At 69.3% G+C, this 26,833-nt stretch carries 21 protein-coding genes and 1 tRNA gene; 10 read left to right on the forward strand and 12 right to left on the reverse strand.

All coding sequences use genetic code 11. The features are described 5' to 3' along the window. Positions 1 to 331: 331 nt before the first annotated feature. Positions 332 to 1,210, forward strand: coding sequence for a hypothetical protein (locus ACT89H_RS17985; RefSeq protein ID WP_445109784.1), 879 nt, complete (start codon positions 332 to 334; stop codon positions 1,208 to 1,210). A 305-nt stretch (positions 1,211 to 1,515) separates the two neighbouring features. On the opposite strand, the gene ACT89H_RS17990 is transcribed toward ACT89H_RS17985, so the two are convergent. Together ACT89H_RS17990 and ACT89H_RS17995 are read right to left on the reverse strand one after the other, a co-directional pair. After that, positions 1,516 to 2,199 carry a hypothetical protein gene (locus ACT89H_RS17990; protein ID WP_445109785.1) on the reverse strand — a complete coding sequence of 228 codons (684 nt, stop codon included), beginning with the start codon at positions 2,197 to 2,199 and terminating at the stop codon, positions 1,516 to 1,518. A gap of 150 nt (positions 2,200 to 2,349) precedes the next feature. Then, positions 2,350 to 2,772 (reverse strand): hypothetical protein, encoded by a 423-nt coding sequence (locus tag ACT89H_RS17995; RefSeq protein WP_445109786.1) that lies wholly within the window; start codon positions 2,770 to 2,772, stop codon positions 2,350 to 2,352. A 150-nt stretch (positions 2,773 to 2,922) separates the two neighbouring features. On the opposite strand from ACT89H_RS17995, the gene ACT89H_RS18000 reads away from it, so the two are divergent. The 5 genes from ACT89H_RS18000 to ACT89H_RS18020 all read left to right on the forward strand — a co-directional run bounded on the left by ACT89H_RS18000 (position 2,923) and on the right by ACT89H_RS18020 (position 8,730). Beyond that, a complete protein-coding gene (locus ACT89H_RS18000; protein WP_445109787.1) occupies positions 2,923 to 3,567 on the forward strand; it encodes an Rv0361 family membrane protein in 645 nt (214 codons plus the stop codon). Positions 3,568 to 3,712: 145 nt separating this feature from the next. Then, positions 3,713 to 4,993 carry a metallophosphoesterase family protein gene (locus tag ACT89H_RS18005; protein ID WP_445109788.1) on the forward strand — a complete coding sequence of 427 codons (1,281 nt, stop codon included), beginning with the start codon at positions 3,713 to 3,715 and terminating at the stop codon, positions 4,991 to 4,993. Between the two features lie 109 nt (positions 4,994 to 5,102). Next, entirely contained in the window at positions 5,103 to 6,125 is a 1,023-nt protein-coding gene (locus tag ACT89H_RS18010; RefSeq protein WP_445109789.1) for an iron ABC transporter substrate-binding protein, read from the forward strand. 2 nt (positions 6,126 to 6,127) lie between these two features. After that, complete coding sequence (locus tag ACT89H_RS18015; protein WP_445109790.1) at positions 6,128 to 7,681, forward strand: ABC transporter permease; 1,554 nt, start codon at positions 6,128 to 6,130, stop codon at positions 7,679 to 7,681. Beyond that, on the forward strand, positions 7,678 to 8,730 hold the full coding sequence (locus ACT89H_RS18020; RefSeq protein WP_445109791.1) for an ABC transporter ATP-binding protein: 1,053 nt from the start codon (positions 7,678 to 7,680) through the stop codon (positions 8,728 to 8,730). Before ACT89H_RS18015 ends, ACT89H_RS18020 begins: the two co-directional genes overlap by 4 nt. Before the next feature lie 84 nt (positions 8,731 to 8,814). Here the strand turns inward: ACT89H_RS18020 and ACT89H_RS18025 are convergent. Continuing rightward, positions 8,815 to 8,886: transfer RNA gene (locus tag ACT89H_RS18025), tRNA-Cys, on the reverse strand. A 114-nt stretch (positions 8,887 to 9,000) separates the two neighbouring features. Here ACT89H_RS18025 and ACT89H_RS18030 point away from each other — a divergent pair. Both ACT89H_RS18030 and ACT89H_RS18035 read left to right on the forward strand, forming a co-directional pair. After that, positions 9,001 to 9,552, forward strand: coding sequence for a MarR family winged helix-turn-helix transcriptional regulator (locus ACT89H_RS18030; protein WP_445109792.1), 552 nt, complete (start codon positions 9,001 to 9,003; stop codon positions 9,550 to 9,552). A 125-nt stretch (positions 9,553 to 9,677) separates the two neighbouring features. Further along, the gene (locus ACT89H_RS18035; protein ID WP_445109793.1) at positions 9,678 to 10,715 is read left to right on the forward strand and encodes an Hsp70 family protein; all 1,038 of its coding nucleotides are present in this window, start codon (positions 9,678 to 9,680) and stop codon (positions 10,713 to 10,715) included. A 6-nt stretch (positions 10,716 to 10,721) separates the two neighbouring features. Here the strand turns inward: ACT89H_RS18035 and ACT89H_RS18040 are convergent, their stop codons facing one another. The 6 genes from ACT89H_RS18040 to ACT89H_RS18065 all read right to left on the reverse strand — a co-directional run bounded on the left by ACT89H_RS18040 (position 10,722) and on the right by ACT89H_RS18065 (position 17,440). Beyond that, positions 10,722 to 11,549, reverse strand: coding sequence for an enoyl-CoA hydratase (locus ACT89H_RS18040; RefSeq protein WP_445109794.1), 828 nt, complete (start codon positions 11,547 to 11,549; stop codon positions 10,722 to 10,724). A 2-nt stretch (positions 11,550 to 11,551) separates the two neighbouring features. After that, positions 11,552 to 12,445: a 3-hydroxyisobutyrate dehydrogenase gene (mmsB, locus tag ACT89H_RS18045; RefSeq protein ID WP_445109795.1), complete on the reverse strand. Its 894-nt coding sequence runs from the start codon at positions 12,443 to 12,445 to the stop codon at positions 11,552 to 11,554. Next, the gene (locus tag ACT89H_RS18050; protein ID WP_445109796.1) at positions 12,445 to 13,509 is read right to left on the reverse strand and encodes an enoyl-CoA hydratase/isomerase family protein; all 1,065 of its coding nucleotides are present in this window, start codon (positions 13,507 to 13,509) and stop codon (positions 12,445 to 12,447) included. Before ACT89H_RS18050 ends, mmsB begins: the two co-directional genes overlap by 1 nt. 124 nt (positions 13,510 to 13,633) lie before the next feature. Further along, on the reverse strand, positions 13,634 to 14,773 hold the full coding sequence (locus ACT89H_RS18055; RefSeq protein WP_445109797.1) for an acyl-CoA dehydrogenase family protein: 1,140 nt from the start codon (positions 14,771 to 14,773) through the stop codon (positions 13,634 to 13,636). Positions 14,774 to 14,778: 5 nt separating this feature from the next. Further along, positions 14,779 to 16,278 (reverse strand): CoA-acylating methylmalonate-semialdehyde dehydrogenase, encoded by a 1,500-nt coding sequence (locus ACT89H_RS18060; RefSeq protein ID WP_445109798.1) that lies wholly within the window; start codon positions 16,276 to 16,278, stop codon positions 14,779 to 14,781. A 184-nt stretch (positions 16,279 to 16,462) separates the two neighbouring features. Beyond that, positions 16,463 to 17,440: a hypothetical protein gene (locus tag ACT89H_RS18065; protein ID WP_445109799.1), complete on the reverse strand. Its 978-nt coding sequence runs from the start codon at positions 17,438 to 17,440 to the stop codon at positions 16,463 to 16,465. Positions 17,441 to 17,658: 218 nt separating this feature from the next. Between ACT89H_RS18065 and icmF the strand changes: the two genes are divergently transcribed. Both icmF and ACT89H_RS18075 read left to right on the forward strand, forming a co-directional pair. Further along, positions 17,659 to 20,877, forward strand: coding sequence for a fused isobutyryl-CoA mutase/GTPase IcmF (icmF, locus tag ACT89H_RS18070; RefSeq protein WP_445109800.1), 3,219 nt, complete (start codon positions 17,659 to 17,661; stop codon positions 20,875 to 20,877). 42 nt (positions 20,878 to 20,919) lie between these two features. Beyond that, positions 20,920 to 22,035 carry an amidohydrolase family protein gene (locus ACT89H_RS18075; protein WP_445109801.1) on the forward strand — a complete coding sequence of 372 codons (1,116 nt, stop codon included), beginning with the start codon at positions 20,920 to 20,922 and terminating at the stop codon, positions 22,033 to 22,035. A 117-nt stretch (positions 22,036 to 22,152) separates the two neighbouring features. Here ACT89H_RS18075 and ACT89H_RS18080 read toward each other — a convergent pair whose 3' ends face one another. The 3 genes from ACT89H_RS18080 to ACT89H_RS18090 all read right to left on the reverse strand — a co-directional run bounded on the left by ACT89H_RS18080 (position 22,153) and on the right by ACT89H_RS18090 (position 26,818). Next, on the reverse strand, positions 22,153 to 22,950 hold the full coding sequence (locus ACT89H_RS18080) for a helical backbone metal receptor (protein ID WP_445109802.1): 798 nt from the start codon (positions 22,948 to 22,950) through the stop codon (positions 22,153 to 22,155). A 284-nt stretch (positions 22,951 to 23,234) separates the two neighbouring features. Then, positions 23,235 to 24,002 (reverse strand): SWIM zinc finger family protein, encoded by a 768-nt coding sequence (locus ACT89H_RS18085; protein ID WP_445109803.1) that lies wholly within the window; start codon positions 24,000 to 24,002, stop codon positions 23,235 to 23,237. Then, positions 23,999 to 26,818: a DEAD/DEAH box helicase gene (locus ACT89H_RS18090; RefSeq protein WP_445109804.1), complete on the reverse strand. Its 2,820-nt coding sequence runs from the start codon at positions 26,816 to 26,818 to the stop codon at positions 23,999 to 24,001. Before ACT89H_RS18090 ends, ACT89H_RS18085 begins: the two co-directional genes overlap by 4 nt. Positions 26,819 to 26,833: the final 15 nt, after the last annotated feature.

Consider the following 26,833-nt stretch of genomic DNA (forward strand, 5'->3'; position numbering starts at 1 on the left):
CCACCGGCCAAGTGGGCAACCGCCATGCAGTCGGCTCCCCCCCCCCCCCCCCCGCTGTAGCGCGACTTGAACCACCGAGCGCCGGTTAGATCAACGGTCACGGTCGAACTCCCTTGCTATCTCTCGCAATAGGTCTCTGCTCAGGCGGCCATCCGGGCTCGACTGCTGGAGAACGGTATCGGCAAGCCGTAACCCCGAGATGATGATGACGAGTGGCACACCATCGAAACGGTCTACTCGACATTTGCCGCGGAGGAAGATGTCGTCGACGAATTCGAAGTGGGAACAGACCCTTTGCGCGGCAAGTGCGCGGTGCGGCACGGTGACAGTTATGGCCGGTGGACTGGACGCAGCGTGGCGATCGGTGCGCGACATGCTCGGCGCGGCGGCCAAGGACTACAGCGCCGCCGTCGCCGCGATGCCCGAGCACGCTGCCCGCGGCGTCACCGAGACCGTTGCCAGGGCGGTGGATGCGGATGCGGCGAACGCACCGGCTCTGCGGGCCGCATTCTCCGACCGGTCCGGCGATATCGCCGGTACCGCGACATCTTCCACCTACGTACGCGGCCGCGATCTGATCGACGAAGTGGACTACAGCGCACTGCGGCAGGCAAGGGGAACCCGATCTTTGGGGACCTACCCGATGTTCGAGGAGATCCAACGGTTGCAAGGATTCGACGGCCCTCTCACCATCGCCACACCGCATGAGGTCGACGCGGCGGTCGCGGCGGGCGGGCAAGAGCTGTTCCGAGGGTTCGAGGAGGATCGCTACCTCGACGCCTTCGTCGCAGGCCCGGTGCGACCTGGTGGCGGCCCCACCGGGTCCGGGACGTATGCCTCGCCGCTGAAGGACGTCGCGCTCCACTACGCCGATCCCACCCGCACCCACGACCTCGCCGCCCGGCAGGCCCGGGTGGTGCGGATGGCGCTACGCCCCGACGCCAAGAAAATCACTCTCCGCGCACTCGAGTCCGAACGTACCCGCACCCGGGCGGAAGTCGCCCGTGCACTACGGCCTCTGCGCGAAATCGCGAACCCGACGCCCGAGGACACGGCTCGCTACACTGCACTGCTGGACAAGCAGTTGGCGTTGGCCGACATCGGCCAATACGGCGCCCTGCGCGGCTGGGACGCCATCGACGGATCCGACACCTTCTCGAATAGGGAGTGGGTCATACTCAATCCGACCGCCCTGTTGATCCAACGCTGAGCACCCACCGCCGGGCAGACTCCGTGGTATGTATCGAAGTGCTGTTTCGCTACGGCGCTGCGTGACTCGCACTCCATGATGGCGACTCTGGTGTCCGCGTCCAGCCGCGACGTCCCGGTAGTCGGCCGAACGGAACGATCAGCGTGCGTTCCGGGTTACCCGATCAGCCGGGTGGCAACGGTCCGCACTGTGCCCGCCGACCGCCGTGGCATGACATGGGGACGAGGACTGCCGCCGTCATAAGAGAAAAGGCCCCCCAGCGGGAGCCCTTCTCGAATGGTCAGGTGCCGTCTGCGGCGCGGCGATTACGGCAGGGGTTCGGTGGGTTTGCCGGTGGGGCTGAAGACGCCCGCGGCGGTGAGGTAGGTGAAGGCGGGAGCCGTGCAGCCGGGCTGGAGAAAGTAGAAGTGGGCTTTGGTGACGGTGCCGTTCTCGGTGGCGTCGCAGAGGGCGTGCAGGGCGGTGGGGTCGACGGTGAGGGCGGTGAGTTTGCCCGCCTCGTAGTCCATCTCCACCCACTTCGCGTGGATGGCGGCGCTCATGACGCTGCCGGTGAAGTCCTCCCGATCGGAGGCGGCGCTGAGGCCGAGTTCGAGGCCGTCGTCGAGGTCGGTCGGCGTGTGCTGCCAGCGGCCGAACTCCCACCAGCGCACGAAACTGACCGGGCCGTGCAGGCCGCCGGGCAGCTTCGTCGTCGGTTCCGCGGAGCGCACCCAGGCGGGGGCGGCGGCCAGCGGATCGTAGGAGGTCCCGGCGACCTCGTTGTCCTCGTCCCGCCCGAATAGCAGCGCGCGATCATCCGGATATCTGACCAGCGAGTACCAATTGCCCTCACCGTCGTCGTTGATCAGCCGGCCGCCTTCCACTCTGGCCGTCTGCCCGATCTCCTGTCCGCTCGCGGCCCGATCGGTGTGGGTAGCGGCGGTGATCACGTCCAAGACGGTCACGCGTGCCCACAGCACCTCGGGATGCGGCAACTGAAATCCCATGCCGGGCAAGGTATCACCGGCCCACTACGGCGACAACCGGGCCAGGCGATCGACCGGACAGCCCGTTCGGGCCGCCGCGCGCCGGGTAGCAAATCGGGCAGCACAGAGCGCTTGCAGCGATCACGCGGATACCGGGGAGATAGGGCGAATTCATGGCAATGAATCCGGCTCGGCTCGTGCGCCCTTCCCGCGTGCCGATCGAGCCGATTCCGGTCCGGATTGTCCGGTATCGCGTGGTCGCAGCGCATACGCGGGGACCAACTGGTCGCGCACCAGCAAGTCGGGGCGGCCGTCGGCGAACTGGATGCTGTAGTTCACCCGACCCATCCAGTCGCCGTCGACGGTGGGCAACCAGTGCGTCAAGGTTCCGGGGCGCTCGCCGCGCATGATGACTCCGGCGCCGTTCACGTGTCGCGGCGTCCCGGGATCACGGACCAGGACCGCGTCCAGCCGCACCCACACCGGTCGCGGCGGGTAGGTCAGCGTCCGGTAGTAATGGCCGGTCCGGTTCGGGTAGACCAGCTCGGGTTCCGTTCCTTCGGTTCGCGGCGTTTCATCGCTTATCGAACCCATGTTCGAATGGTAGCCGGACATATGCGGCAAGCACCAGGCAACCCCGCCGCGAATCGGGTGGCACGACGACGGCCGCCGGTTTGATTCCCGATCGCCCGGGCACGCTCTTGCCGTAGCGATGTAGGCACCGGGGGCAGACCGGAGGACGACATGGCTTATCCACCGGGCGGGCAGCCGCCGGATGACCGACCGCCGCAGCAGCAGCCGCCCTCTGGCTACCCGCCGCCCGGACCCTGGCAACCCATTCCGCCGCCGGGTCCGGGGCAGCAACCCCCGCCACCGCCCGGACCGGGTTATCCGCCACCCGGCTACTCACCCTGGGGATCCCCACCACAACCCAGGAAGAGCCACACCGGCCTGATCGCCAGTGCGGTGGTGCTGATCGTGCTGGTGATCGCAGGCGCGCTGATCGCCGGGGTGTTCTTGACCACGCAGGGCAAAGGTCCGCTCGCCTCGGACGAGAAGAAGATCGAGATCGCGATCCGCGACTTCTACGAGACCCTCGACCGCAGCGGCTTCCGCGCTGCGAGCGAACTGGCCTGCGCCCGCGAACGCGCCGCGTTCGAGGGGATGACCGAAAGCGAGAAGAAGGAATTCGACAGCACCTCGGTTTCGGTCACCATCGATAGGATCGAGGACATCGTCGTCACCGGGGACACCGCGACCGCGAAGGTCACCGGCACACTCACCGTCGCGGTGCCGGGCGAGCAGCCGGATACCGAAACCAGCACGACCGAGCACCTGAAGAAAGAAGACGGCACGTGGAAGGTCTGCTCCCCGGAGAACCCGCGCTGATCGCATGCACCCACGCATGACATGCTGCGGCCCCAGCCGCAGGACCGTCCTCGGGGCACTCGGCCTCGCCGCTCTGCTCCCACTCGCCGGTCACCCGAAAAGCGCACGGGCCCAATCGAATACGACCATCGCAACCGATCTCGAAGTGGTGACGGTCACCGACACTTCGGTGATCGTCACCTGGACCACGCTCGCGCCCGACCCGGCCGGTCGCCTGCTGCCCGTCGCCACCGACACCCAGGTGCGGATCGGTCCCGCCGACTCGCCACGCGCACCGGTACCGGTCGTCACCGACGACCACCCGACACCCTTCCACTACGCCGAGGTCGACGGGCTGGAGCCGGGCCGCGCCTACCGCTTCGAAGCCTGGTCGGCGGGCCTGCGCGCCGCACCCGCGCTGTCGCTCACCACGGCCGACCCCGCCGCACCGGAAGCGCGCGGCGAGTTCACCACCCTGGTGCCGCCGCCCGGCCGCCGGCTGCGCACGCTGGCACTGGCCAACGACGTGCACTACGGCGAGCAGGTCAGCGGACTGGTCGCAGGCGACCTGCCGCCGGGCTTCCGGCAGGACCCCGGTCTGCCGCCCTATCCCGAGGCGATGCTGGCCGCGATGCTCGACGACCTGCGCCGACCCGATCGTGGAGCCGGACTCCTGATACTGGCGGGTGACCTGACCGCCGAGGCCACCGAACACGACACCCGCACGGTGCGGGCCCGCCTCGACGCCTGGGGCGAACTCGGCCACGATTACCTGGCCGTGCGCGGCAACCACGACCGGCCGCACGTGGGCGACGAATACGCCGGTTGCGCTCCCGCGCCCGCCGACCACCGCGACTGCTGGGCCGATGTCTTCTCGCCCCGGCAGGAACTGGTCGAACACGAGGTCGGCGGCCTGCGGGTGCTGGGATTGGACACCAGCAGGCTCGACGGCGCGGGCGGGTCCATCGAGCGCCCCCAGTTCGATGACCTCGCCGAGCGCCTGCGCGCCGACCCGGACCGGCCGACGCTGGTGTTCGGTCATCACCCGGTCACGACGGAGTCCGGACTGACCAATCTCGCCGGGCCGGGATTCGTGCTCGACGGACGCGACAGCGCCGAGTTACAGGCGCTCTACACCCGCAGCCCCGGGGTCTTTCTCCAGCACAGCGGCCACACCCACCGCAATCGCCGCACCAGGCCGGACGCGCCGTGCGCGGTGGAGTTCCTGGAGGTCGCCGCGGTCAAGGAGTATCCGGGCGGCTACAGCCTGCTGCGCCTCTACGAGGGCGGCTACATGGTCAATTTCTACAAGACCCGCACCGAAGACGCGCGGCGCTGGAGCGCGCTCACCCGCGGCGAGTACTTCGGACTGCAACCGGATTACACGCTCGGCACCTGCGCCGACCGCAATCACGTTGGGACGCGCGACTTTTCGGGGCTGACGTAACGGGAGCGACAAAATTCCAGCGGCTGCGAACCTTCCCGCATACCGGACGCGGTATCTTTCTTAGGTAAGGCTCAACATATGCGCTGGTAACGCAGTCGGAAGGACGAGGATGAAGCCGGTCAGATGGAAGACGATTGCCGCCGGATTGGTCCTCACCATGACGGCGCTCGGCGGTACGGCTTGCTCGAATTCCTCCGACGACGCGAATACGATCACCGTCTACAACGCGCAGCACGAGTCGCTCACCAAAGAATGGGCCGACAAGTTCACCAAGGAAACCGGCATCAAAGTGACGTTGCGTCAGGGCGGCGACACGGCACTGGGCAACCAGCTGGTCGCCGAGGGCGCTGCCTCGCCCGCCGACGTCTTCCTCACCGAGAACTCCCCCGCCATGGCGCTGGTGGAGAACGCGGGGCTGTTCACCGACGTGGACGCCAAGACCCTCGAGCAGGTGCCCGCGCAGTTCCGTCCGTCCACCGGCAAGTGGACCGGCGTCGCCGCGCGGTCGACGGTCTTCGTCTACAACAAGAACAAGCTCCAGCCCGGTCAGCTGCCCGCCTCCCTGCTGGATCTCGCGCAGCCGCAGTGGAAGGGCCGTTGGGGCGCGGGCGTCTCCGGCGCGGACTTCCAGGCCATCGTCGCGGGCCTGCTGGCGCTGAAGGGTGAGGACGTCACCCGCGCCTGGCTGAAGGGCATGAAGGAGAACGCGACGTCGTTCCCGAACAATGTCGCCACCATGAAGGCGGTCAATTCCGGCAGCCCGGACGGCGGCGTCATCTACCACTACTACTGGTACCGCGACCAGGCGAACACGAAGGAGAGCAGCGCCGCCACCGCCCTGCACTACTTCAAGAACCAGGACCCGGGAGCATTCGTCAGCGTCTCCGGCGGCGGCGTGCTGAAGGCGAGCAAGAAGCAGGAGGCGGCGCAGAAGTTCTTGGCGTTCATCGTCGGCAAGACCGGACAAGAGGTGCTGCGCGACGGCACGTCGCTGGAATACCCGGTCGCCGCGGGCGTGGCCGCGAACCCGGCGCTGCCGCCGCTGGCCGACCTGCAAGCTCCGGCGGTGGACCCGTCCACGCTGGACTCGAAGAAGGTCACACAGCTGATGACCGAAGCGGGTCTGCTGTAGCCGTGGCACTGCGGACTACTCTCGCCGCGCCCCGGGTCGGCAGGCCGGGGCCGGTCGTCACGGGCGTCGCGCTGCTGCTGGTGGCGGCGACGTTCGTGCCGCTCGGTTACATCGTTTCGACGCTGCTGTCCACCGGCCTCGAACAGGCGGCGGAGCTGGTGTTCCGGCCGAGAGTCGGCGAGCTGCTGAGCAACACGGCCGCGCTGGTGGTATGCACCGTGCCGATCTGCGTGGCGCTCGGCGTCGCGCTGGCCTGGGTGGTCGAACGCACCGACGTGCCGGGGAAGTCGTGGTGGGGGCCGGTTTTCGCGGCGCCGCTCGCGGTTCCGGCGTTCGTCAACAGCTATGCCTGGGTCAGCGCCTTTCCGGCCATGCACGGCCTGTGGGCGGGTGTGGTGATCTCCACGATGTCCTACTTCCCGCTGGTCTATCTGCCCGCGGCGGCCACGCTGCGCCGCCTGGATCCCGCGGTGGAGGAGTCGGCGCGGGCGCTCGGTTCGGGCCCGGTCGCGGTGTTCGCGCGGATCGTGCTGCCGCAGCTGCGCCTGGCGATCCTCGGTGGCGCACTGCTCATCGGGTTGCATCTGCTCGCCGAGTACGGCGCCTTCGTGATGGTCCGGTTCGACACGTTCACCACGGCCATCTTCGAGCAGTACCAGTCCAGCTTCGCCGGTCCGGCGGGCAGCATGCTGGCCGGCGTGCTCGTGCTGTGCTGCCTGGCGCTGCTCGGCGCCGAGGCCGGGCTGCGCGGCCGCGCCCGCTACGCGCGGATCGGCGGCGGGGCGCCGCGCGCCGCGACCCGGATCCGGCTGGGCGTCACCACCCTGCCGGTGCTGGCCGTGTTCGTCGCCGTGACGGCGGGCGCGCTGGGCGTGCCGCTGTGGACCATCGCGCGCTGGTTACGCATCGGCGGCGCGGCCGTGTGGGATCTCACCGACATCGGCAACGCGCTCGGACAGACCATCGGCCTCGCGGCCGTCGCCGCACTGCTCACCACCCTGTGCGCGTTCCCGGTCGCGTGGATCGCGGTGCGTTCCACCTCGGTGTTCGCCCGACTGGTCGAGGGCGCGAACTACATCACCAGCTCGCTGCCCGGCATCGTGATCGCGCTGGCCATGGTGACCGTGACCATCCGGTGGGCGCCCGCGCTCTACCAGACGGCGGGCATGGTGATCGCCGCCTACCTGCTGCTGTTCCTGCCCCGTGCCCTGGTTAGCGTGCGGGCCGGGCTCGCCCAGGTGCCGGTCGGCCTGCAGGAGGCGTCCCGGTCGCTGGGCAGGTCGGGGCCCGCGACGTTCTTCCTGGTCACGCTGCGTCTCACGGCGCCCGCCGCGGCGGCAGCCGCCGCGCTGGTGTTCGTCGCCGTCGCCACCGAGCTGACCGCGACCCTGCTGCTGGCGCCGAACAGAACCCGCACGCTGGCGATGCGGTTCTGGAGCCTGTCCGGCGAATTGGACTACGCGGGCGCCGCGCCGTACGCCCTGATCATGATCGTCGCCGCGGTGCCGGTGACGTATCTGCTGTTCACCAACTCGCGGAAGGCGGCCGGGATATGAGTCGCGTTGTCGTCGCCGATGTCTCGAAGACCTTCGGCCACACCCGGGTGCTCGGCGGGATCACTCTCGACGTGCCGGATCACACCGCGACCGCGGTGGTCGGCTCGTCCGGGTGCGGCAAGACCACCCTGCTGCGCGTGATCGCCGGATTCGAGTCGCCGGATACGGGTTCGGTGTCGATCGGAACGGAAACCGTTGCCGGTGAGCGGGTCTCGATCCCGCCGCAGCGCCGCAACATCGGCTACGTCGCCCAGGACGGAGCGCTGTTCCCGCATCTGACCGTCGGCCAGAACATCGCCTACGGACTGCCCCGCCCGCACCGCCACAGCCGCGGGCGGGTGCACGAACTGCTGGAGATGGTGTCGCTGGACGCGTCCTATGCCGACCGGCGGCCGCATCAGCTCTCCGGCGGCCAGCAGCAGCGCGTGGCGCTGGCCCGCGCGCTGGCGCGCAAACCGTCGGTGATGCTGTTGGACGAGCCGTTCAGCGCGCTGGACGCGGGCCTGCGCGCGACGACCAGGCAGGCGGTGGCCGACACGCTGCGCGAGGCGGGCATGACCAGCATTCTGGTGACGCACGACCAGGAGGAGGCGCTGAGTTTCGCCGAACAGGTGGCGGTGATGCGAGCGGGGCGCTTCACCCAGGTCGGAACGCCGGAGGAGGTCTATGCCACGCCGAAGGACCTGTTCACCGCCCGATTCCTCGGCGATTGCGTGCTGCTGGAGGCGGTGGTCGAGGCGGACGTGGCCAAGTGCGTGCTGGGCCGGATCCCCGTCCAGCGCCATGCCGCGAGCGGACCGGCGACGATCATGCTGCGACCGGAACAGCTTGTCGCCCATGTCGCCTCGGAGAACGAGGCGGAGACCGGCCGGGTCCGCGCCGTCGACTTCCGTGGCGCCGACGTCATCCTGACCATCGACCTGGACGGCACCGCCACTCCCATCCTGGTACGCCGAGCCAGCGTCGCCGCCCCCGTCGCCGGGCAGCGGGTTCGTCTGGAAGTAATCGGCTCGGCGGTGGCGTATTCCGAACCGAATGAAGACGCCTGAACCGGGCGCTCGGATTCGTCACGACCACGCGCCGCTCTGGTGCGCCTCGGTGCTCGGTAGTGGACCGAGCACCGAGGCCTTCGGAGCGAGCGGCGGGAATTGAACCCGCGTAAACGGCTTTGCAGACCGTTGCCTAAACCACTCAGCCACGCCCGCCTCGCCCTAGATAGTGCCTGTGGGCGACGCCTCGGCCCACCATTGCGCTCACCGTGATCCGAAGCCCGACCCGGATGCCATCGCCCTGCCACGGCGGCATGGAATGATCGGAACATGTCTCGGCCACGCCCGCTTCCGAACGACCCGATCGAGGAAGCCCACCGCCAGTGGGTCGGCCACGGCTGGGGGGATGTCGCCGACGGCATGGCCGCGGTGACGTCGCTGGTTCGGGCTCAGCAAATCGTGATGGCACGCGTGGACGAGGCGCTGAAACCCACGGGCTTGACCTTCTCCCGCTACGAGTTGCTCATGCTGCTCAGTTTCAGCAAAACCGGCGCGCTGCCGATGGCGAAGGCCAGCGCGCGCTTGCAGGTGCACCCCACCAGCGTCACCAACACCGTGGACCGGCTGGAGGCGGCGAAACTCGTCGAGCGGGTGCCGCATCCCAGCGACCGGCGCGCTACCTTGATCGAAATCACCGACGCCGGGCGGGAATTGGTGGCGCGGGCGACCGAGGAACTCAACGCGAAGGTCTTCGCGCTCCCTGGACTCCCACCGGAGCGACTGCACACTCTCCTGCAACTGCTCGCCGAATTCCGGCACGCCGCGGGCGACTTCGACACCGCGGAGGGAACGGCGCGCTGGTCGGCCACCGCCACCGACTGATTCGACGTACCGGTCGGTCGGATACCCCGGCCGACCGACCGGGGGATGACATTCCGGCATCCAACCGGCGAATTGCCGGGCATGCCGTCTTGGCAGCGGCACGGAAAAGGTCCACCATGGAGATCATGGTGCTGGTCTTGGGTGTATCGGCGGGCGCTGGTGGCGCCCACGCGATGCTGACACACTCCGATCAGCCGCACCTACCCCCGATCGACAGCTGCGAAGTGCCGCGGCGGGCGGGCGGTGGCGTCGAGGAATCGGTCTTCGAGGCGATTCGCCGGATGAACGGCGCCGCCGACCGGCGCGACGAGCTGATCTCCGGCACCGCGGTGACGTGCCGCTGTCCGCTGCACGCCGACGCGATCCGTGCCGTCGTCGGTGGCCGGGACGTGACCATCGTCGACGAGCCGCTCGCTCAGCTGCGCTACCTGCGCTTCACCGGACAACTGCCGGACAGCGGCTCGGTGATCCTCTACGACCTGGGCAGTTCTGGACTGACCATCACCCACGCCGATTGCCGCACCGACACGATCCTGTCCAGCAAACGCAGCACGGTGCTCGGCGGCGACGGCTACGACGCGTTGTTGCGCTGGCGGCTGGCCCGCGACGGCGTGCTGACCGACACGCCGACCATCCGGCGCCATCGCGAGGAACTGAGCGCGGCCAGGGTGGTCACCGCGATCGACGACGGCACCGGCGACCGGGCCGTTCTCACCCGCAGCGACCTGGCCGAACTGTGCGCGGCGGGTATCCATCACTCGGTCTCGTTCGTGCGGCAGGTCATCGAGGAGACCGGCGTGCGGCCGGAGGCCATGGTGCTGCTCGGCGGCTGCACCCGCAGTCCCAGCATTCGCGCCGAGCTGGCCGAACACATCGACCTGCCGATCGTCTACGACCCCGAACCCGAGTTCGTCTCCGCGCGTGGGGCCGTGCTGCTGGCCGCCGAACGGAGAGGCGGCGACGTCCGGATGGCGCGGCTGCGCTCCGGGGCCACCCTGGTCCCGGCCACCGTCGACCGGCGCAAACTCATCGCGGCGGCGGCGGTCACCCTAGCGCTGGGCGCCACCATCGCCGGACTGCTCGCGACGGACGACGCGCCCGCGCCGGACGGGAACCGGGTGCCCGCGGAAATCGTCGCGCCCACGCTGGGGCATACCGGATAATCCGCGTCAGCGGTTGGTGAACTTCGCCGGACGCTTCTCGACGAAGGCGCTCATGCCTTCCTTCTGGTCCTCGATCGCGAAGAGCGAGTGGAAGACCCGCCGTTCGAAGCGCAACCCCTCGGCGAGCGTGGTCTCGAACGAGCGGTTCACCGCTTCCTTGGCGATCATGGTCACCGGCAACGACATCCCCGCGATGGTCTCGGCGACCTCGAGTGCGGTGTCGAGCAGTTCCGCGGCGGGCACGATACGCGAGACCAGCCCCGCCCGCTCGGCTTCCTCGGCGTCCATGGTGCGACCGGTGAGCACCAGATCCATGGCCTTGGCCTTGCCGATCGCGCGGGTCAGGCGCTGCGAGCCGCCGATGCCGGGGATGACACCCAGCTTGATCTCCGGCTGCCCGAACGTGGCGGTGTCGGCCGCGAGCAGGATGTCGCAGATCATCGCCAGCTCACAACCGCCGCCCAGCGCGTAGCCCGCCACCGCGGCGATGGTGGGCTTGCGGAACTGCGCCAGCCGGTCCCAGCGGGCGAAGTAGTCGTCCAGGAACATGTCCATGTACGACTTGGGCTGCATCTCCTTGATGTCGGCGCCCGCGGCGAAGGCCCGCTCCGAGCCGGTGATCACGATGGCCCCGATCTCGTCGTCGTGCTCGAGTTCGTCGAGCGCGGCGATGACGTCGTCGAGGACCTGCGCGTTCAGCGCGTTCAACGCCTTCGGGCGGTTCAGCGTGATCCAGCCGACCCGGCCTTTGCGTTCCAGCAGAATCGTCTCGAAGTCGGGCCCGCCCGTCTCCCGGCCGCCATCCCCCACGGAATCGCTTCGCGATGCATCCATTTTCAGGCACCCTCTTTATCGGAACGGTCACGGATATCGGTGACGATAGCGGAGAAGTCCCGGCCGGCGTCCGTCCGGTTGAAGCGTTCGTAGATCGCGGCGGCGAGTAATCCGAGCTGTCCGTCGACGTTGTTCTCGCGCAGCGCGTTCGCCGCCAGGCCGAGGTCCTTCGACATGAGCGCCGTCGCGAAACCGGGCTGGTAGTCGTTGTTGGCCGGACTGTTCGGCACCGGGCCCGGGACCGGGCAGTAGCTGGTCAGCGCCCAGCTCTGGCCGGAAGCCGTGGAAACCACATCGAAGAAGGACTGATGGCTCAGGCCCAGCTTCTCACCCAGGACCAGCGACTCCGACAGCGCGATCATCGACACGCCGAGCAGCATGTTGTTGCAGATCTTCGCCGCCTGGCCGACGCCGGAACCGCCGCAGTGCACGACCTTGCCGCCCATCACCTCGAGCACCGGCAGCGCGTCTGCGAAGTCCTCGGCGCCGCCGCCGACCATGAAGGTCAGGGTGCCCGCCGCCGCGCCCGCCACGCCACCGGAAACCGGAGCGTCCAGCGCGCGGTGCCCGGCGGCGGTGGCGCGTTCGGCCGCCACTTTGGCATCGGCGACGTCGATGGTGGAGCAGTCGATGAACAGCGTGCCGGGCGCGGCTACCGGGAGCAGCTCGGCGTACACGTCGAGGACGAGTTTGCCGTTGGGCAGCATGGTGATCACCGCCTCGGCCGCGGCGGCCTCGGCGGCCGAACCCACCACGATCGCACCGTCACGCTCGGCCTGCTCCCGAGCCGCGGGCACCGGGTCGAAGGCGAGCACCTCGTAGCCCGCCCGCACCAGGTTGGCCGCCATCGGGCCGCCCATGTGGCCCAGGCCGAGGAAACCGATTCGCTTACTCATCACTCCACCTCCGGGGTCCGCAGACCCAGCTCTCGATCGCCCAACTCGGCGAAGTACGCGTCCACCTGTGCGTCCGTAACCGCATCGAGGGTCGCGGGCGACCATCGCGGATTACGATCCTTGTCGATCACCTGGGCGCGAATGCCCTCCACCAGATCGTGCGACGACAGCGACGCGATGGACACCCGGTACTCCTCGTTCAGCACCGCCTCCAGACTCGGGGCGGTGCGCGCGGCCCGCAGCGAGCGCAGCGTGACCGTCAGCGCCACCGGCGATTTGGCCAGGATCTCGGTGGCCGCCGCCCGCGCGTCCGGCGACTCGTGAGCGTGCAGCCGCGCGACGATCTCCGCCACGGAATCGGCTCCGTAGCAGGCGTCGATCCAGTCCCGTCCGGCGGCGAGCGCGGATTCCGGTGCGTCCGTGGCGAATTTGGCGATCGCGATGTCGGCGCTCTCCGTGCGCAGCGTCTCCAGCAGGGCGGGCAGCTGCTCGGAAGCGACGAAATAGTCCGCGAAGCCCGCGGCGATGGCGTCACCCGCGCTCATGCGAGCGGTGGTCAGCGCGACGTGCGTGCCGATCTCGCCCGGCGTGCGCGCGAGCAGGTAGGTGCCGCCGACGTCCGGGACGAAGCCGATGCCCACCTCCGGCATGCCGATCTTGGACCGCTCGGTGACGATACGGTGGCTGCCGTGCCCGGAGAGCCCGACACCGCCGCCCATCACGATGCCGTCCATGATCACCACGTACGGCTTGGGGTAACGGCCGATCAAGGCGTTGAGGACGTACTCGTCGCGCCAGAACCGCCCGGTGGCCGAATCAGCCGTGGCGGCACCGCTTTTCGCGTCGGCGTGGATGGCGACGATGTCGCCGCCCGCGCACAGGCCCCGCTCCCCCGCACCGGTGACCACCACGGTGCGCACCGCGTCGTCCTCGGCCCACTCGCGCAGCGCGTCGGTGATGGCGAGAGCCATCGAGTGATTCAGCGCGTTGATGGCTTTGGGCCGGTTCAGTGTGATCAGGCCGAGCCCGTCGCGCCGTTCGAGCAGAATTTCCGGCTCGCTCATGCTCTGTCCTCTCCGGCACCGCTCATGCTCTGTCCCTTTCCGGTACCGCTCATGCTCTGTCCCTTTCCGGCACGAGCGGGGCCCTGCGTGGTCACGCTCCGCTGCCGCCTCCGGGCCTGACCGCTCATGCCGCTCCTACCAGTGCGCGGGCGACGACCACCCGCATGATTTCGTTGGTGCCCTCGAGGATCTGGTGCACTCGCAGATCCCGGACGATCTTCTCCACGCCGTATTCGGTCAGGTAGCCGTAGCCGCCGTGCAGTTGCAGTGCCTTGTTGGCCACCTCGAAGCCCGCGTCGGTGGCGAAGCGCTTGGCCATGGCGCACAGCTCCACCTTGTCCGGCGCGTCGGCGTCCAGCGCCGCGGCGGCCCGCCACAGCAGCGTGCGGGCGGCCTCCAATTCGATGCGCATATCGGCGAGCTCGAATTGCAGCGCCGGATTCCGCAGCAGCGGCGTGCCGAACGCGTGCCGCTCGGCGAGATACGGCACCGTCTTGTCCAGCGCCGCCTGCGCGCCACCGACCGAGCACGCGGCGATGTTGAGCCTGCCGCCGTTGAGCCCGTTCATCGCGATGCGGAAGCCGTCGCCCTCCGCGCCGAGGCGGTTGGCCGCCGGGACCCTGGCATCGGAGAAGATCACCTGCCGGGTCGGCTGCGCGTTCCAGCCCATCTTCTTCTCGTTGGCGCCGACGGAGATACCGGGAGTGTCCGCGGGCACGAGGAATGCCGAGATCCCCCGCGCTCCAGTGGCACTGGTTCGCGCCATGACGACGTAGACGTCGGTGGCGCCCGCGCCGGAGATGAACTGCTTGGCTCCGTTGAAGACGTAGTCGTCACCGTCGCGCACGGCCTTGGTGCTCAACGCCGCCGCGTCGGAGCCGACGCCCGGCTCGGTGAGCGCGTAGCTGGCCAGCAGTTCCATCGCGGTCAGCCGGGGCAGCCAGCGGCCGCGCTGCTCGTCGTCACCGTAGCGGTCGACCATCCACGTGGCCATGTTGTGGATGGAGATGTAGGCGGCGATGGCCGGGCAACCGGTGGCCAGCTGCTCGAAGATGCGCACGGCGTCGAGCCTGCGCAGACCCGAACCGCCCACGTCCTCGCGCACGTAGATGCCGCCGAGGCCGAGCGGGCCCGCCTTGCGCAGCACATCCACCGGGAAGTGCTTCTGCTCGTCCCATTCCAGCGCGTTCGGGGCGAGGAATTCGTCGGCGAAGCCGCGCGCGGTGTCGCGGATCGCCTTCTCGTCGTCGTCGAGTGCGAACATCCGCGTCAATCCATCGTCGGGATGACGAACGCGTTGCTCTCCTTCAGACCGGAGGGCCAGCGCTGCGTCACCGTCTTGGTCTTGGTGTAGAAGCGGATCGAATCCGGACCGTGCTGGTTGAGGTCGCCGAAGCCGGAGCGCTTCCACCCACCGAAGGTGTGGTAGGCGATCGGCACCGGGATCGGCACGTTGACGCCGACCATGCCGACCTGCACGCGTGCGGCGAAATCGCGCGCGGTGTCGCCGTCCCTGGTGAAGATCGCGACGCCGTTGCCGTACTCGTGTTCGTCGGCCAGCCGCAGCCCCTCCTCGTAGTCCTTGGCGCGGACCACGCTGAGCACCGGACCGAAGATCTCCTCGCGGTAGATCCGCATCTCCGGCGTCACCTTGTCGAACAGCGTCGCGCCGACGAAGTAGCCGTTCTCCGCACCCGCAACGACCAGGCCGCGGCCGTCGACCACCAGCTCGGCCCCCTCGTCGATGCCGATCTGGACGTAGTCGTTCACCCGGTTCACGCCGTCCTGGCCGACCAGCGGCCCGAAGTCGGCGCCCGGGTCGTCGGAACGGCCGACGTTGAGCTTGTGCACCCGCTCGGTGAGCTTGGCCACCAGGCGGTCGGCGGTCTCCTCGCCGACCGGGACGGCCACCGAGATCGCCATGCAGCGCTCGCCCGCGGACCCGTAGCCCGCGCCGATCAACTGATCGGCCACATCGTCGAGGTCGGCGTCCGGCATGACGATCGCGTGGTTCTTGGCGCCGCCGAAGCACTGGGCGCGCTTGCCGTTCGCGGTCGCGGTCTCGTAGATGTACTGCGCGATGGGGGTGGAGCCGACGAAGCCGACCGCCTTGATGCGCGGATCGCGCAGCAGCGTGTCGACGGCTTCCTTGTCGCCGTTGACCACGTTGAACACACCAGCGGGCAGACCGGCCTCGAGGAACAGCTCGGCCAGCCGCAGCGGCACCGAGGGGGCGCGCTCGGAGGGCTTGAGCACGAACGCGTTGCCGGTGGCCAGCGCCGGACCGGCTTTCCACAACGGGATCATGGCCGGGAAGTTGAACGGGGTGATACCCGCGACGACGCCCAGCGGCTGGCGCATCGAGTAGACGTCGATGCCGGTGCCCGCGCCCTCGGTGTACTCGCCCTTGAGCAGGTGCGGAATGCCGGTGGCGAACTCGACGACCTCCAAACCGCGCTGGATGTCGCCCTTCGCGTCGGCGATGGTCTTGCCGTGTTCGGAGGACAGCAGGGCGGCCAGCGAATCCATCTCGTCCTGCACCAGGGTCAGGAACTTCATCAGCACGCGCGCCCGCTTCTGCGGGTTGAACGCGGCCCACACCGGCTGCGCCGCTTCGGCGTCGGCGATGGCCGCCTCGACCTCGGGCTTGCTCGCCAACGGCACCCGTGCCTGCACCTGGCCGAGGTTGGGATCGAAGACGTCGCCGAAGTTGCCGGACGTACCCGGCACCTGCTGTCCGCCGATGAAATGGGTGAGTTCGCGAGCCATGCCAGTCCTGTTCTCGAATCGATCGGGACACCGCGGTACGGTATGCGGTCATCCTATAGTTGGACGTCCAAGTATTGCAGTACCCAGCGCTCGATGTGATCCATCCCACCGGACCGGCGCACGGGGGTGCGGAAACCGCCCACAGCACGCGAAGCCGCATCGGCTCCACACCGCATGGGACGACCTACGCCCGCGATACCGGAACCGCCGGATCGGCTTGTTTCTCCCGCCGTGGCCGCGCCAACCGGAACGCGCCCACCGCGAGCGTGATCGCACCGATGGCCACGACCGTCGCCGCGGCGCCGAGCGAGTCTCCGGTCCATTCCGAGACCGCCTCCCCCGCCGCCATCGCGATGGCCACACCACCCCCGATGACGAGCACCGCCGAGCGCCGGGTCGCGTACAACGCGAAGCAGACCACGGCAATCACCGCCGTGATCCCGTAGGCCCAGGCGCGGCCGCCGATATCGAGACTCTGCGCTGCCGCGACGGAGGTGACGATCGCGATCAGGTATCCGACCCGGGTGTCGATCAGGGCGCCGATTCCGGTCAGCGCGAACCACCCGGCGCCGAGCAGCAACACCGCCACGCAGGCCCACGCGTCGTCGCGGCCGAACACGTCGGTCAGCACCCCCGCGACGGCCGCGGGCACGAAGCACGCGCAGACGAGCATGCCGAGAACGGAAGGCAGCGCGAGGTAACCGAGTACCGCGATCACCGCTCCCGCCGCACACGCGAAAACCCAAGCCGCGTCGGCCCCGTCGAGTGCGGTCCCGACGGAACCGGCGAACGCGACGGAACCCAGGGCGAACAGCGCGGCCGCCAGCCTCGCGCGGGCGCTCTGCTCGCCGCTGCGGGCGGTCGGTACTCCCGCGAGCAGCACTCCCCCGAGCAGCAGACCGGCCGCCACGACGGCGAGCACGCCGACCTGGACCGGCCGATCGAGCGCGTCCCAGGACGAGGACGCCAGCAGGGCGATCCCGCCGAACAGCAGACCGGCGCCGACGTACGCGGCGATCTCGGCGAGCACCTTCCCGCGCGCGGACGCCACGGCCCGTTCGACGGCCAGTGCCGCGAGCACCGCATCGGCCTGGTCGCGGGTCAGCACGCCGTCGGCGACCAGCCGTCCGATCGCGGCTTCCGCCCTGCCGTCGCTCACCATGCGCCCAGTATGTCCGAATCCGGCGTCATGACACCATGATCGGCCGCGCGACCAGGTCGGCCACCGATCCGAGTCATAGCTCCGCCCGCTCGCGGAAACGCAGGGATAGCCATGCGCGCACGACCCGCCGCCACCGGCTGGCTATGTGACGACAGTCACCGTAAGATTAGTTTGACGTCCTAGTATCGGGCGCCAATGGAATCCCCGGAGGAATCCCAGTGGCCGACAGCAGCGCGCTCTACTCGCCCGCCCATCCCGTTCGCTTCGTCACCTCGGCGGCCCTGTTCGACGGGCACGACGCGGCGATCAACATCATGCGCCGCATCCTGCAGAGCCAGGGCGCGGAGGTGATCCACCTCGGCCACAATCGCTCGGTCAGCGAGGTGGTCGACGCCGTGCTCACCGAGGACGCCCAGGGCGTCGCGGTCAGTTCCTATCAGGGCGGCCACGTCGAGTACTTCGAATATCTCGCGGACGCGTTGCGGAAAGCCGGAGCCGAGCACGTGCGGATCTTCGGCGGCGGCGGTGGCGTGATCGTGGCGGAGGAGATCGCGCGGCTGGCCGCATCGGGCGTGACCATCTTCTCCCCCGAGGACGGGCAGCGACTCGGCCTGCCCGGCATGATCAATCAGCTGATCCGCGCCTGCGACGTCGACCTCGCGGCCGAGCCGCCCGCGTCGGACGCGGTGCTCGCGGGCGAGCGCGCCGCCCTGGCGCGCGCGATCACCTGTCTGCAAGCGGACGCGCTGCCGGAGGCGGATCGGCGCACGCTGGCCGAGGCCGCGGCGGCGCGCACCGTGCCGGTGCTCGGCATCACCGGAACGGGCGGCTCCGGAAAGTCCTCGCTCACCGACGAATTGGTGCGCAGGCTGCGTTCCGACCAGCAGGACAAGGTGCGGGTCGCGATCCTCGCGGTCGACCCGACCAGGCGGCGCGGCGGCGGCGCACTGCTCGGCGACCGCATCCGGATGAACGCCCTCGACGGCGAACACGTCTTCTTCCGCTCGCTGGCCACCCGCGGCGGACACGAACTGCCGGACAACATCGATCTCATCGTGGCCGCGTGCAAGGCAGCGGGATACGACCTGGTCATCCTGGAAACGCCCGGAATCGGCCAGGGCGACGCCGCGGTGATCGACCACGTCGACGTGTCGATGTACGTGATGACGCCCGAATTCGGCGCTGCCTCCCAGCTGGAGAAGATCGACATGCTGGACTACGCGGACGTGGTGGCGATCAACAAATTCGAGCGCCGCGGCGCCGCTGACGCACTGCGTGACGTGGCCAGACAGCTGATCCGCAACCGGGAGGAGTTCCACGCCGCGCCAGAGGACATGCCGGTCTTCGGCACCAGCGCGGCGACGTTCAACGACGACGGGGTGACCGCGCTCTACCAACACCTGACCGGGCTGCTCGCCAACCACGGCCTGCGGCTGGAGCCCGGCGCGCTGCCCCGGGTGGACACCCGCGCGTCCACCCGGTTCGCCCAGCTCATCCCGCCGGCGCGGGTGCGTTACCTGGCCGAGATCGCCGAAACCGTACGCGAGTACCACGCCGAGACGGCCGCCCAGGTCGCCGCCGCGCGACGGCTGCAACGCCTCGAACAGGTCGCGGCCGAACTGCCCGACGACATCGCCCTCGCCGAACTGGCCGGACGCGCTCGCGCCGACCTCACACCCGCGAACGCCGCACTGCTGGCGGAATGGCCCGCCCTCGCCGAGTCCTACCGCGGGGAAGAACAGGTGGTCCGGGTGCGGGATCGGGAGATCCGCACCCCGTTACGCCGGGAGACGCTGTCGGGCAACTCGATTCCGCGCGTCGCCCTGCCCCGCTACACCGATCACGGTGAGCTGCTGCGTTTCCTGCGCGCCGAGCATCTGCCGGGACACTTCCCCTTCACCGCCGGAGTGTTCCCGTTCAAACGCGACAACGAGGACCCGGCGCGGATGTTCGCGGGTGAGGGCGACCCGTTCCGCACCAATCGCCGGTTCAAGGTGCTCAGCGCACACTCCGACGCGAAAAGACTGTCCACGGCGTTCGATTCGGTGACGCTCTACGGACACGATCCCGCCGAGCGACCCGACATCTACGGCAAGGTCGGCACGTCCGGTGTGTCGATCGCCTCGCTCGACGACATGAAGGTGCTCTACGACGGTTTCGAACTGACCGCGCCGACCACCTCGGTGTCGATGACGATCAACGGCCCCGCGCCGACCATCCTGGCCTACTTCCTGAACACCGCGATCGATCAGGGGCTGGATCGCTTCACGGCGGAGCAGGGACGACCGCCCACCGCCGCCGAAGCGGCCGACCTGCGCGCCCGCACGCTGGCGACGGTGCGCGGCACGGTCCAGGCCGACATCCTCAAGGAGGACCAAGGCCAGAACACCTGCATCTTCTCCACCGAGTTCAGCTTGCGCATGATGGCCGACATCCAGGAATGGTTCGTGCGCAACGGCGTGCGCAATTTCTATTCGGTGTCGATCTCCGGCTACCACATCGCCGAGGCGGGCGCGAACCCGATCAGCCAGCTGGCGTTCACCCTGGCGAACGGATTCACCTATGTGGAGGCCTATCTCGCGCGCGGCATGCGCATCGATGACTTCGCTCCGAACCTGTCGTTCTTCTTCTCCAACGGGATGGACCCGGAGTATTCGGTGATCGGCCGGGTGGCCCGCCGCATCTGGGCGGTCGCCATGCGCGACCGCTACGGCGCCGACGAGCGGTCGCAGAAGCTGAAGTATCACATCCAGACCTCCGGCCGGTCGCTGCACGCGCAGGAGATGAACTTCAACGACATCCGCACCACGTTGCAGGCGCTGATCGCGATTTACGACAACTGCAACAGCCTGCACACCAACGCCTACGACGAGGCGGTCACCACCCCCACCGAGGAATCGGTGCGGCGCGCGCTGGCCATCCAGCTCATCATCAACCGGGAGTGGGGCGTCGCGCTGAACGAGAACCCGTTGCAGGGCAGTTTCCTGATCGATGAGCTCACCGATCTGGTCGAGGAGGCGGTGCTGGCCGAGTTCGAGCGGATCAGCGAACGCGGCGGCGTGCTCGGCGCGATGGAGACCGGCTACCAGCGCGGCAAGATCCAGGACGAGTCGATGCGCTACGAACAGCGCAAGCACGATGGTTCGCTGCCCATCATCGGCGTGAACACCTTCCGCAACTCCCACGACGAGCCGCACCGAGAGCTGGAGCTCGCGCGCGGCACCGAAGCGGAGAAGCAGTCCCAGCTGCGGCGGGTGCGCGAGTTCCAGCAGCGCAATCAGGATGCCGCCCATGCCGCGCTCGCCCGGCTCGAAGCGGCCGCCCGCACCGACGACAACATCTTCGAGGTCCTGATGGACGCTGCCCGCGTGTGCACGTTGCAGCAGATCACCGACACGTTCTTCGCCGTCGGGGGTCAGTACCGCCGCAATGTGTGAGCCGGTCGCTCACGCGGCCGATGCTCTCTGCGCGCGAGTCATGTGACAATCGCCGAGCACACCTTCGGCGCGGTTGGGACGGCAGGCATGCAGCTCTCGGGAATCCGGATCATCGACGCCCACATCCACCAGTGGGATCCGTTCACCACGCCGCGGGATTTCAGTGCGCCGGCGAAGCTTCTCCGGTTCTTGCCGGTGCCGGTGGACGCGGCGAAGCGCCTGGCACCGCGGCGGGACCGGGAGTTCGCCGGCGATCCGGTCGCTTACCTGCGGCCGTACCTGCCGTTCGACTACCGCGCCGACGCCGGAAACGCGCCGGTCGACGTGGTCGCCCACATCGAGGTCGAATGGTCGCAACCGGGACCGCTCGGGAAGGCCGGGGAGACCGCCTGGGTGGCGGGGCTGCCGCTGGAATCGGCGCCGCGGCTGGGCGCGATCCTGGCGGGCGGCGACCCCGCCGACCCGGCATTCGCGGAGTTGCTCGACGCGCACGCGGCGGCGTCACCGCTGCTGCGCGGCATCCGCACCATGGTCGCCCACCATCCCGATCCCGGGGTGCGGTCGTTCACCGACGCGCCCGGCAAGCTCGCCACCAAGGAATTCCTGAACGGGTTCGCACGGCTGGCCGAGCGTGACCTGTCGTTCGAGGCGTGGGTGTACTCGCACGCCATCCCGGACGTCACCGCGCTGGCCGAACGCTATCCCGAGGTGCCGATCGTGCTGAACCACCTCGGCACGCCCGCGGGGATCTTCGGCGCGGTGGGCAAGCACACCGGCACCCATCCCGGGCTGCGCGGGCAGTTGCTGGTGCGGTGGCGCGACGATCTCGCCGCACTGGCCGCGCGCCCGAACGTGGTCGCGAAGGTGAGCGGGCTGATGATGCCGATCCTGGGCCATCCGATCCCCCCGCGGGGCACGCCGACGCCAGTGCCGCAGCTGCTCGACCGGATCGGCCCACTGGTCGAACACGCCTTGGACGTCTTCGGCGCGGACCGTCTCATCTGGGGATCGAACTTCCCCGTGGACAAGCCCGTCACCAGCATCGCGAACAGCATCAACGCGATCGCTACCGCCGTCACGGGCCACGGCGGCGGACCGGCCGAACTCGAGCAGGTCTTCCGCACCACCGCACAGCGCGTGTACCGGATCGCCGACTGAGTGCCCGCGACTACCCTCTGCCGAGGGCAAGCCACCGGCACCTTCTCCATCCACCGTCACTACCACGCCGCCGGTCGGCTGCGGCATCATCACCGAACAATTCGGCGGCTGGTCGGACTACGAACCGGCGTGAGCCGCCCGGGCCAGTTGCGCGGTGAGGGTCTCGCGGGCGGTCGCCAATGACGGCCCGTACCAGGTGAGGGCGCGCCCCTCCACCAGGGCGACCGGTATGTCCGGAAAGGCTTCGGGCCCATCGGTTTCGGTGAAGACATAGGGCTCGTCGGGAAGCACCGCGAGGTCGACGCCTTCGATCAATTCGGCCTCCGTGACGCGCGGATAGCGGTCCGGGCGATCGGCGTGCACCAGCCGCAGGCCCAAACGACGGGCGATGTCACCGGTGAACGTGTTCCGTCCCACCACCATCCACGGATCGCGCCAGACCGGGATGACGGCGGCGCGCGCCGGTTCGGGCGCAGGTGCCGCCCAGGCGGATCGAGCCTCGATGAGCCAGGCCGGGATGTCGATGCCGAGCGCCTCGACGCAGAGCCGGGCGAGGCAGACCATGGCCTCGTCGACGGTCTCTATCTTCGTCACCCAGACCGGAATCCCCGCCGCGCGCAGGCGTTCGACATCGAGGCGGCGGTTCTCCTCTTTGTTGCACAGCACCAGGTCGGGGGCCAGCGCGACGATGCGACGCACATCCGGGTTCTTCGTCCCGCGGACCCGCTCGACCGCCAAATCCGCTGGGTGCGTGCACCATTGCGTGGCGGCGACCAACACCTCCGGACGACTGCGCGCCACCGCCTCGGTCAGTGCCGGAACGAGCGACACCACCCGCCGCGGCGGTGTTCGGAGATCCACCGGAGTGCCGAGGTCGTCGCGGAGCGACCCGGCCGCTGGGCTCTTTCCTGCCACACTGTCAGCCTATAACAGCGGGTTCGCGCAGGTCGGTGGCCTTTTCCGGCCGAAGTGACGACAAGGTGCGACCAACCGCCCACCCAGGTGGACGTTTCGACAAGTTCGGTGCAAGGGCAGCGTCCGGGCGTAGCTGGGGCAGTTCCGCGCCGGGTTGCGCGGCGCGACACTGGATAGTGGCACCCGGCGTCGGGAAGTCTCCGGTCCCTTCGCTCCGCCGGTATCGTTCCCGCCCCGACCGGCCGGCGGTAACCGACAGCCCCGATGCTGGGTGCCAACCAACGTCAGTGGTCGAACCGCCGATAGAGCGCGGTGAGATCGCGCAGGCCCGTCGCGGCGACCGTCTCCTCCGCCGAGGTCATCCGAAGCGCCTTGCGAAGAAGCAGCGGGTCCAAGTCCTCCAACGCCGATCGGAATTCGACCGCGGGCAAGTCCGGCAGCGAGACGCGCTCACCGTACGGATCGTCGGAAACAGTGGGTCGCGGCTCGCGTTCGATGCCGCCGATCAGGGTGTCCAGGTCCAGTCCGCGCAGCGTGAGGATCTCGCGCGGGTGTTCGTCGAGCCGCTCGGCCAGCAGGTAGCAGACCGCCGCCACGTGTTTGCACGGCCAGCCCGGGTCCGGGCAGGTACAGGTGAAATCCAGATCCGCCGCGGTGCTGGGCAGCAGCAGCGGCCCCAGACCGGTGGGCAACGCGCCCGAGGCGATCTCGGCGAGCATGCCCGGAGCCGAGCGGATGGTCTCGATGAGCAAGTCGAGTTCGTCCGCACGCAGCGGGCGCACCGTGAACACCGCCGTGAACGGGCGCGGCTGGCTGCCCTGCACTTCCGCTGTCACCGCGCCCGGCTCGATCCGGTAGTTCACCACCTGGCCGGACCTGGCGTAATTGCGGCCACGCGCCAACCGGCCCGGCTCCGCCATCCGCTCGACCGATTCCACCAGCGCCTTGCCCCACCAGGTACGGCCGAAAGCGCCGCGCTTGCTGCGCGGTTGCACTCCGCCACGCACCGGCAGCTTCTTCCCGTACTCGGAGTAGTCGACGTACGGACTCATTCGCCCACCGCCGCCGCACCGAGGGCGAACAGGTCGCGCAGTTCGTCGGTGCTCAGTTCGGTGATCCAGTTCTCCCCCGCGCCGACGGCCAGATCGGCGAGCTGCCGCTTGCCGTTGATCATCTCGTCGATCCGCTCCTCGATCGTGTCCACGCACACCAGCTTGCGCACCTGCACGTTGCGCTGCTGGCCGATCCGGAAGGCGCGGTCGGTGGCCTGGTTCTCCACCGCGGGATTCCACCAGCGATCCAAGTGGACCACGTGATTGGCGGCGGTGAGATTGAGCCCGGTGCCACCCGCCTTGAGCGACAGCAACATCAGCGGCGGACCGTCGGGCGCCTGGAAGCCGGTGACCATCGCGTCGCGCTTCTTCTTCGGCACGCCGCCGTGCAGGAACGGGATCACGGCGCCGAACCGCTCCGCCAGGTAGGGGGCGACCAGCTCGCCGAATTCCCGGAACTGCGTGAACAGCAGGGCCTTTTCGCCGTCGGCCAGCACCGCGTCCACCACGTCTTCGACGAGGGCGAGCTTCCCGGAGCGGTGCGCCCCTCGGTGCAGCACACTCGACCCGTCGCCCAGGAAATGCGCGGGATGGTTGCACACCTGCTTGAGCCGGGTGAGCGCACCGAGCACGGCGCCCTTGCGCGCCATCCCTTTCGCGTCCTTGATCTTGGCCAGCATGTCGTCCACGACCGCCTGGTAGAGAGCGGCCTGCTCGACGGTGAGGTTGGCCCGCACGGTCATCTCCAGCTTCTCCGGCAGGTCGCTGATCACCGTGGGGTCGGTCTTCACCCGGCGCAGCAGGAACGGCTGGGTGAGCCAGCGCAGCCGGCTGATCGCGTTCTGGTCGCGTTCCCGTTCGATGGGCACCGCGAAGCGGGCGCGGAACGACTGCGGGCTGCCGAGCACCTTCGGCATCGCGAAATCCATGATGGAGCGCAGCTCTTCCAACCGGTTCTCCACCGGAGTGCCGGTGAGCGCCAGTCGATGTCGCGCGCGCAGCGACCGCGCCGCGCGCGCCTGCCGCGTTCCCGCGTTCTTGATGTGCTGCGCTTCGTCCAGTACCACCCGGTCCCAGGGCTGCCTGCCGAGTTCCTCGGCGTCGCGCGCCAGCAGCGCGTAAGTGGTGATCACCAGATCCGCGGCGGCGACCGTCTCGTCGAGTTCGGCGCCGGCCCGCCGGCCCGCGCCGTGGTGCACCCACACGCGCAGGTCGGGCGCGAACCGCTCCGCCTCGCGCTGCCAGTTGCCGACCACCGACATCGGGCACACCAGCACGGTGGGGCCCGGCGGCCGCGGCTCGGACACCGCGTTCTCGCGCTCGTGCACCAGCAGGGCGAGCACCTGGACGGTCTTGCCGAGTCCCATGTCGTCGGCCAAGATCGCCCCGCAACCCATCCGGCTCATGGTCGCCAGCCAGGCCAAGCCGCGTTCCTGATACGGGCGCAGCTCGGCCTTCAACCCGACGGGCGCGGCGACCGCTTCCGGCTGCCGAGCGCGGTCGAGCAGGTCTCCCGCCCATCCCGATGCGGTGACCTCGGTGATCGGCACCTGCGGCACCCGGGATACCGCGATCTCACCGAGCAGGTCGGCGACGGTGATCGGCGAGTCGTCGGCATGCGCGGCGACGTACTTCACCGCGGCGGCCAGCGCCTTGTGATCGGCCTGCACCCATTGCCCGCGCAACTGGACGAGATCGGATTTGGCGCGCACCAGGCGTTCCATCTCGGCCGTCGTCAGCACCATGCCGCCGAGCGCGAGTTCCCAGCGGTAGGAGACCAGGCCGCGCAGTCCGACCGTGCTGTCCGCGGCGGGCACCGCACTCGCCACACGCAACCGCATACTCGGCTCGGCGACACTCCAGGCGCGCGGGAGCAGCAGCTGGACCCCCGCGGCATGCAGGGCGTGCACGCCGTGCGCGACCAGGTCGAGCACCACTTCGGTGGGCAGCAGCAGATCCATGCTGCGCGGATCGCTCGGCAGATCGCGCAACCTGGGATACGCCCGCTGCGCCGCGCCGAGTTTGTCCACCGCGATCCGGACCAGATTCGGATCGTCGTGCAGCGGAACGGTTCTGGGGGCCTCGCCGGTGAGCCGCAGGCACACCTCCAGCCGCCACAGCGCCACCGACTCGTCGGCGACGCCGAGGTCGCCATCCGGTTCCAGCAGGCGCAGTACCAGTTCCGGCTCGTCACCGGTCAGACCGGCCCGCCAGCGCTCCAGCACTTCGGCGACCTGATAGCTGCCGTTGTCCAGCGGCGTGTCGCCGACCAGAGCGGCCACCAGGGGATGCGGCGAGTCCGGCAGTTCGGCCAGTGACCGCGTTATCGGATCGGTGAGTTCGGTGACCAGATCCTCCAGCAGCGCTGCCGGGCGCCCGGCCACGCGCAGCGCCTCCGGCATGGCGACCGTGAGTTCGGCCAGCCAGGCTCGTTGCCGCGCTCCGCCGACCAGTCGCCAGCGCACCCACCACTGGCCGTCCTCACTGCGCAGCTCCGGCACGACACGCCCGGCGCGCACCCAGCGTTCGATGCCGCGGGCGACGTGCGCCAGGTACCGCAGATCCCCCGACACCAGGTCGGCGGGCAACCGCTGCCGAAGGACCTCCGCCGCCGCGACCGGGGCCAGCGCGTGCGCGCGGACCTGCGCGGTGCCCGTGATCCCGTCCTCGACCACCAGGACCTCGGCCCGGTGCCGGAATTTCGACGCCCGCAGCACGCTGCCCAGCGGATCCGCAAGCGCGGCCGACGGCGCGGCGACCGGCGAGTCGTGCCAGAGCAGCAACCCGGCACCCGGCGACCACAGTCCGTGCAGCATCACCCCATCCAAGCA

Source organism: Nocardia aegles, from assembly GCF_052545135.1.

Coding starts and splice junctions, on each gene's coding strand:
- ACT89H_RS17985 (WP_445109784.1), top strand. CDS start 332: ATGGCCGGTGGACTGGACGCAGCGTGGCGATCGGTGCGCGACATGCTC.
- ACT89H_RS17990 (WP_445109785.1), bottom strand. CDS start 2,199: ATGGGATTTCAGTTGCCGCATCCCGAGGTGCTGTGGGCACGCGTGACC.
- ACT89H_RS17995 (WP_445109786.1), bottom strand. CDS start 2,772: ATGGGTTCGATAAGCGATGAAACGCCGCGAACCGAAGGAACGGAACCC.
- ACT89H_RS18000 (WP_445109787.1), top strand. CDS start 2,923: ATGGCTTATCCACCGGGCGGGCAGCCGCCGGATGACCGACCGCCGCAG.
- ACT89H_RS18010 (WP_445109789.1), top strand. CDS start 5,103: ATGAAGCCGGTCAGATGGAAGACGATTGCCGCCGGATTGGTCCTCACC.
- ACT89H_RS18020 (WP_445109791.1), top strand. CDS start 7,678: ATGAGTCGCGTTGTCGTCGCCGATGTCTCGAAGACCTTCGGCCACACC.
- ACT89H_RS18030 (WP_445109792.1), top strand. CDS start 9,001: ATGTCTCGGCCACGCCCGCTTCCGAACGACCCGATCGAGGAAGCCCAC.
- ACT89H_RS18035 (WP_445109793.1), top strand. CDS start 9,678: ATGGTGCTGGTCTTGGGTGTATCGGCGGGCGCTGGTGGCGCCCACGCG.
- ACT89H_RS18040 (WP_445109794.1), bottom strand. CDS start 11,549: ATGGATGCATCGCGAAGCGATTCCGTGGGGGATGGCGGCCGGGAGACG.
- mmsB (WP_445109795.1), bottom strand. CDS start 12,445: ATGAGTAAGCGAATCGGTTTCCTCGGCCTGGGCCACATGGGCGGCCCG.
- ACT89H_RS18050 (WP_445109796.1), bottom strand. CDS start 13,509: ATGAGCGAGCCGGAAATTCTGCTCGAACGGCGCGACGGGCTCGGCCTG.
- ACT89H_RS18055 (WP_445109797.1), bottom strand. CDS start 14,773: ATGTTCGCACTCGACGACGACGAGAAGGCGATCCGCGACACCGCGCGC.
- ACT89H_RS18060 (WP_445109798.1), bottom strand. CDS start 16,278: ATGGCTCGCGAACTCACCCATTTCATCGGCGGACAGCAGGTGCCGGGT.
- ACT89H_RS18065 (WP_445109799.1), bottom strand. CDS start 17,440: ATGGTGAGCGACGGCAGGGCGGAAGCCGCGATCGGACGGCTGGTCGCC.
- ACT89H_RS18085 (WP_445109803.1), bottom strand. CDS start 24,002: ATGAGTCCGTACGTCGACTACTCCGAGTACGGGAAGAAGCTGCCGGTG.
- ACT89H_RS18090 (WP_445109804.1), bottom strand. CDS start 26,818: ATGCTGCACGGACTGTGGTCGCCGGGTGCCGGGTTGCTGCTCTGGCAC.